Annotated in this window: 5 protein-coding genes and 1 tRNA gene; 5 read left to right on the top strand and 1 reads right to left on the bottom strand. The window is 39.2% G+C overall.

Annotated features, from left to right (window positions below; all coding sequences use genetic code 11):
* The first annotated feature begins 759 nt into the window (after positions 1-759).
* Entirely contained in the window at positions 760-1395 is a 636-nt protein-coding gene (locus tag H6G68_RS19525; protein ID WP_190908124.1) for a cytochrome b N-terminal domain-containing protein, read from the top strand.
* Here H6G68_RS19525 and H6G68_RS19520 read toward each other — a convergent pair.
* Positions 1362-3281, bottom strand: coding sequence for a cation:proton antiporter (locus H6G68_RS19520; protein ID WP_190908123.1), 1920 nt, complete (start codon positions 3279-3281; stop codon positions 1362-1364). The two genes, H6G68_RS19525 and H6G68_RS19520, sit on opposite strands and share 34 nt — an antisense overlap.
* Positions 3282-3587: 306 nt before the next feature.
* On the opposite strand from H6G68_RS19520, the gene H6G68_RS19515 reads away from it, so the two are divergent.
* The 4 genes from H6G68_RS19515 (at position 3588) to H6G68_RS19500 (ending at position 6148) form a co-directional block, all read left to right on the top strand.
* A tRNA-Glu gene (locus H6G68_RS19515) sits at positions 3588-3660 on the top strand.
* 257 nt (positions 3661-3917) lie between these two features.
* Entirely contained in the window at positions 3918-4247 is a 330-nt protein-coding gene (locus H6G68_RS19510) for a hypothetical protein (RefSeq protein WP_190908122.1), read from the top strand.
* A gap of 2 nt (positions 4248-4249) precedes the next feature.
* Positions 4250-4399 carry a hypothetical protein gene (locus tag H6G68_RS19505; protein WP_190908129.1) on the top strand — a complete coding sequence of 50 codons (150 nt, stop codon included), beginning with the start codon at positions 4250-4252 and terminating at the stop codon, positions 4397-4399.
* Positions 4400-4477: 78 nt separating this feature from the next.
* A complete protein-coding gene (locus H6G68_RS19500) occupies positions 4478-6148 on the top strand; it encodes an ABC1 kinase family protein (RefSeq protein WP_190908121.1) in 1671 nt (556 codons plus the stop codon).
* Positions 6149-6213 lie beyond the last annotated feature (65 nt).

Raw genomic sequence — 6213 nt, 5'->3', positions numbered from 1 at the left:
TACTGCGGTTTTGAGTGTGATAGAGATTTGAATGCTGCTATTAATTTAAGACAAAAAGCGGCTAGATTAGTCGTGTTAGCCTGTAGACTGGATAGTGCCGACACTTCCAGGTGGAAACAGGAAGAAAAAGCGGACAATTGTTAGCATTTGTTAGCTTTTTTGTATCGGATAAATTATAGTTTTCAGTTGAATTTTCGCAAAAATGGTTAAAAAAACTACTACATAATTGACTAAATTTGGTGATTAGCTGATGTAGTGTATCCTTGTCTGGCAATACTTTTGATGTTACTTACTTACTCTTATAGCAGTTCCCATGCTCGTGAGGTACAAAGTTTTCTAGTTTTAGGGAACGGGGAACTTTCTAACAGGGAATAAATTGGTGTGTACTTCATTAGACTGGGAAACGCTATAAATGTTTCTGTGCATTTAAGATAGACAATGCCATAATCAATGGTGATTCTACCAGGTTATTGAGAATGTGCGATAGCTGCGCTCTCTTCTCTAGTAGAGGCTGAGTCCTGCGGACACGCTACGCGTAGCTTGCTTCCCCGAAGGCATCGCTTACCGCCCATTAGAAAAAGTTACTTCAATTCCCTATTTTTAACTATCGCATCACTCAGCACTATGAGCCGAGGCACATCGGCACAGAAGTTTTACCCGCTTGAGTGGGATATTTGGCGTTAGAAATTACAGGATTCCTAAAAATTTTGGTTAAGATTGTAATATAAATATACAACTACTCAAACCAGAGGTTTGTCTATGCAAAGTACCTTAGTTGATCGGTTTTTGCGGCGACTGGCGACGATATTATCCGTTGTGATACTGACTTTGATCCTCATTTACACCTCTACAGGAGTTTTACTGTCTTTTTACTACGAACCAACAGCAGGTGGTGCTTATAATTCATTGCAGATGATTAATACGCAAGTATCCTACGGCTGGTTATTCTATAGAACTCATGAAATTGCTGGTAACGCCGTCATTGCGATCGCACTTATTAATCTGGTAGTCATGTTTTTAGGTCGGCAATTTCGTTCCAGTTGGCTGGCTGCTTGGATCAGTGGAATTTTGTTGACATTGAGTGCCATGGGGTTAAGCTGGACAGCGATGCTACTCGGCTGGAATCAGGAAGGATACTGGCGATTTCAAATTGAACTAGGAACAATTGAAGCCATTCCTTTCATTGGTAGGCAACTGCGAGACATTTTAGTTGGTGGGGGAGCTATTAACACTCTGACAGTGCAACATCTTTATAGCCTGCACACCTACGTGATTGGGACTGCTGCCCTCATTCTGGCTATAGTGAATCTGTCAGCTTTGTTATGGCAAGAGTGGGAAATGTCTCAAGAACAGGATGTGATTCAATTAGTAGATGCCTCACTAGCAGAAAGTTGAGACAATTTAGCAGCGGGGACTTCTTCCACCTCCGCTAAGGTTTCTAAAGATAGAGGCGTAGACTGACTAGCGCCCGATAAGCGTTTTAACAGATTGGGTCTAGAATCATATAACAAGTAGATAATGCGATCGCCAATTTCCCAGTCTTGATTTGCGGACATTACCTGTAGGCGTTCTTCTCGTTCTACCAACAATGGTACTAATAACCCAGTCTGGATTTTTTCTTGGATATGCTCTTGCTGGCTGGCAAATTCCTCCTCATTTAAAGTTGTTGTTCCCAACTTCACCCGGCCATCATTCAAATATTCATTCCAAGTTTTAATCGGTAAATCGGACGCAAAAGCCTGATCAACTTTAGAATTGGTCGAGTTAGAAGCTTGAGGATCACGGGGAAACACTGCTAAAACACGGGGCGGACTAAATTCTTCAGCAGCCCGTTGAGCTAAAACAAAATTTACTTCCCCATTATTAGTCACTGCCAAAAAAGTCCCCATAGAGGCAATTCCCGCCTCTTCCAACACTTCGGCATCCAGCGCACTACTAGCAATCACACGGAGATTTTGGGCTTCAGCTTGAGTAAAATATTGGGAGTCAGTATCAATCATCACTACACTTTCGCCCCGTTCTTGAAAAAACCGGGCAATCAACAAACTCAAAGGATTACAACCAACAATTAAAGCTCCAGTTGCATCTTTAGAGGTGATGCGTAGCCATTTAACAATCCAGCCAGCTGTTAACCCTTGACAGAAAACTGTCATGATAATTGTCAGAAACACTAAAGCTTTAATCGCATCACCACCATTAATGCCCCGCTGTGTCAGCGAAATCGCAAATAAAGATGCCACGGAAGCCGAAACTATCCCTCTCGGTGCAACCCAACTGAGAAATAGTTTCTGTCGCCAATTGAGATCACTGTTCCAAGTACACAACAGGATATTAATGGGGCGAACCACGAACATCAACACCAAAACAGTCAATAAACTACCCCAACCCAAAGCTAAAACACTGGCAATAGATAAGTCAGCAGCTAGAAGAATAAACAGTACAGAAACGCTGAGAATTGTGAGTTGATTTTTAAAGCTTCGCAACAGCCGTTCTTCTGGAACTGATGAGTTAGCAAATACTACTCCAGCTACTACTGTGGTCATAATTCCTGACTCACTGCGAATCGTCTGCGCTAGGGTAAACAAACCCCACAGCACTGCCAGGACTACTAAGTTTTTTAGTTCAAAAGAGATGAAATTGGCGCGTTTGAAAATCCAACTCATTAAGTAACCGCCAACAGCACCAATACTGCCTCCCACACCCAAACGCATCAATAAACCGATGATGGCGTTGATGGGGTCTGCATCACCGTTCAAAATTGTATCTAGGACAACGTAGGCGAGGATAGCTCCCACTGGATCGATTAAAACTCCTTCACCTTCCAAAAGCGTTGCCACTTGTCGATCTACGTTAATTTGTTTGAGCAGGGGACCAATAACTGTTGGCCCTGTAACAACGACTATGGAAGCATAGAGAAAAGCTATGTTCCAAGGAAATTCTCCCAGCCAATGAGCCGCCATACTGCCGCCCAGCAGGGTTATTAGTGTTCCCAGGGTGACAAGCAGTTGCAAACTGACTGAAACTCTACCCAATTCTCGCAAATCCAATTTGAGTCCGCCTTCAAACAAGATAATTGCTGTGGCTAGGGAGACAATGACTTCTAGTCCAGTTCCTAGCATATGGGGGTGCAGCAATCCCACACCATCAGCACCCAGTAGGATGCCTAACAGGAGTAATAAGACAATGCTGGGTAGTTTGAAGTAGGCAGCCATTACCTGGGCGCTAATGCCTGCAAAAACTGTGATCACCATTTGTAGGGTGATGTCAAAAGATGCTTCCATGTTGTAGATTTTGAGCGATTGATTTCAAAATCCTTTGTAAAGAATCATAAATACTAACTCTACAGGGTACAACAGCACACCCCTTGTTAAGAAATTAAGAGATTTTTTCATGCTTAGTTTCTTATGGTACAACCTTTTTACTTGGCTGGCGACAAGGTAAGCTCCGCTGAATTTGCTATGTGGAGAGCAATCTGAATCCCAAAACAGCGATCGCTCAATCGAAATTTAGAACTTGTCAAAATTTTTGGAAAAACCTGTTGACATACTCTGAAAAATCCGTTATGTTATTAAAAGTCTGAGTCCAATGCCCCCATCGTCTAGAGGCCTAGGACACCTCCCTTTCACGGAGGTAACGGGGATTCGAATTCCCCTGGGGGTACTTTAAAGGTGTAGATAAATAGAAAGCTAGAAAAGATTGAATCGATTTCTTTTCTACCTGACAAATAATTTCTTCTAACCTATAGATTTACATAATGCTTAAATTGGCACGTTGACTAATCGCCATAAGACTGAGTTGTCAGTCTTTGCTGAGGCGGCGTTCAATGATTGATATTTGTATTGTCAGCGTCACCATTCAGAGGGGGGTAGAAAAGAAATCACCAAAAATTACCCTCAGAATCTGATAAATTAAGTGACATGGAACAGAAGCGCGTTAATCACTTAGAGCAGATACCCCTAGAAGATTGGGGAAAGACTCCAACCAGCAGCAAGAAACTGGTGGAGGAAATGACGCAGCAAATAGAACAACAGGAAAATAAACTAACAGAAGTCCTGACAGTTCAAGAACAGTTATTAGAAAAAATCAATAGAACATCAAAAAACTCATCATCACCTCCCTCAAGAAGTAACGCTCTGGGCTACTCTGTAGATGAAGCCAAACATTATATCCAAAATATCCAAAGCGCAAACATCTGGCGACGTACCAGTTTCTACTCTCAAAGCGAGGCTGGTAGTGTGGGATGTTAACTGTGGTTACAATCCTTATATCTCAAAAGCGTAATGTTTTGGAGTTTATGACTCAGGCTGTTGTTGCTGCTCGTGGTGCTACAACCACTCCTTATTTACTTCCAGTAGCTACTACTTGTTCTGACGATTCTGAAAAGTTGCAAGCTGCTTAATTTTTATGAATTTATTTTTTGGCGTTGTTTTTCTTCTTCTTTACACTCTCTGAACGCTTACTATTTTTGTTTATATTTATGATAGCAAAATCTAAAAAATTTCGTTGGCAAAAACCCAAATATTCTACTTTATCCCGAAAAATAGATATTTTCATGGCTGCGGGTCAATTTATGTTATTTCTTTGGTGGGATAGGATTTTCTCTCAAGATTCTTTAGAACATAAGAAAAACCGCGCTACTTGGTTGGTTAATACTTTAATTGATTTAGGCCCTACTTTTATTAAAATTGGTCAAACTTTATCAACTCGTGCTGATTTATTACCTTTAGAATATGTGGAAGCTTTGGGAACTTTACAGGATCAAGTTCCGGCTTTTAGTAGTCAAGAAGCGATCGCTATGATTGAATTGGAATTAGGTAAATCTGTACAATTTATCTATAAAGAATTTGAGTTTAATCCTTTAGCTGCTGCTAGTCTAAGTCAAGTTCACAGAGCGAAATTATACAATAATGAAGAGGTGGTTGTCAAAGTACAACGTCCGGGTTTAGAGGCGTTATTCAATTTAGACTTTAAGATATTGTTACAGTTAATTAAATTTTGTAATCGATATTTTGTTTGGGTTAAAAAGTATAATTTACAAGCAATTTATGATGAGTTTTTTGATTTGTTATTTCAAGAAATTGATTATATTCAAGAGGGTAAAAATTCTGATAAATTTAGGGAAAATTTTTATGGATATCCGCATATTATTGTGCCTAAAGTATATTGGCAATATACCACAACTAAGATATTAACCTTAGAATATAAACCGGGAATTAAAATTAATGATAAAGCAGCTTTAGAAGCTTGTGGAATTAATATTAATAAGGTAAATGAAACGGGTATTTGTTGTTATTTAAAGCAACTATTACAAGATGGTTTTTTCCAAGTTGATCCTCATCCAGGGAATATGGCTGTCAATCCAGATGGTAGTATTATATTCTATGATTTTGGCATGATGGCAGAAATCAGAACTTTGGATAAAGATCAGATGATTAAAACTTTTTTTGCTGTGTTAAAAAAGGATAGTAATGAGGTAGTAAATACTCTAATGAGTATGGGATTACTAGAACCTATCCCAGATATGACTCCAGTGAAAAGATTAGTCACATTTTTATTAGATAAGTTCACCGATAAACCCTTAGATATTAAAGCATTAAGTGAGTTGAAAAGCGAACTGTATGAAATGTTTGAACAGCAACCATTTCGCCTACCTGCTCAAATGACATTTATATTAAAGGCCTTAACCACATTAGATGGTATTGCAAGAACTTTAGATCCTAAATATAATCCTACAGCATCATCCCAAGCATTTATAAAAAGTCTGGCAATGACAAAAGGTAGAGGAAATGCGCTCGCCCAATTAAGCAAACAAGCAAGGGATTTTCTTCAATATCAACTGACAAAACCGAATAAAACCGAAGTTTTAGTTAAAAAATTAGAAGAAAGAGTTGAAAGAGGAGAGTTACAATTAAGAGTTAAAAATGTTGAAAGTGATCGCATATTAAGACGAATTTATCTAGCAGTCAAAACGTTAATTTATGCTTGCTTAACAGGCTTTAGTATGTTGACGGGATTAATCTTGACGATCATTAAGTATAATAATTGGGCGATAGCGATTTTTTGTGTAGGTGGTTTTTGTCTATATTTATTAGTTAAATCCTTAATGAAATTAGGAGTGATGGAGAAAATAGAAAAAATGGGCAAATAGTAGCGCTGTCAGGATTCGTCTTTTAAAAATAGCAATACAATCAAGGGCGGGGAAATTCAGCCCCT

This window comes from Anabaena catenula FACHB-362 (assembly GCF_014698735.1).
Taxonomy (GTDB): Bacteria; Cyanobacteriota; Cyanobacteriia; order Cyanobacteriales; family Nostocaceae; genus Anabaena; species Anabaena variabilis_A.
The sequence above is the reverse complement of the archived record's forward strand: the minus strand, read 5'-3'. Positions and strand labels throughout refer to the sequence as shown.

Coding starts and splice junctions, on each gene's coding strand:
- H6G68_RS19525 (WP_190908124.1), top strand. CDS start 760: ATGCAAAGTACCTTAGTTGATCGGTTTTTGCGGCGACTGGCGACGATA.
- H6G68_RS19520 (WP_190908123.1), bottom strand. CDS start 3,281: ATGGAAGCATCTTTTGACATCACCCTACAAATGGTGATCACAGTTTTT.
- H6G68_RS19510 (WP_190908122.1), top strand. CDS start 3,918: ATGGAACAGAAGCGCGTTAATCACTTAGAGCAGATACCCCTAGAAGAT.
- H6G68_RS19500 (WP_190908121.1), top strand. CDS start 4,478: ATGATAGCAAAATCTAAAAAATTTCGTTGGCAAAAACCCAAATATTCT.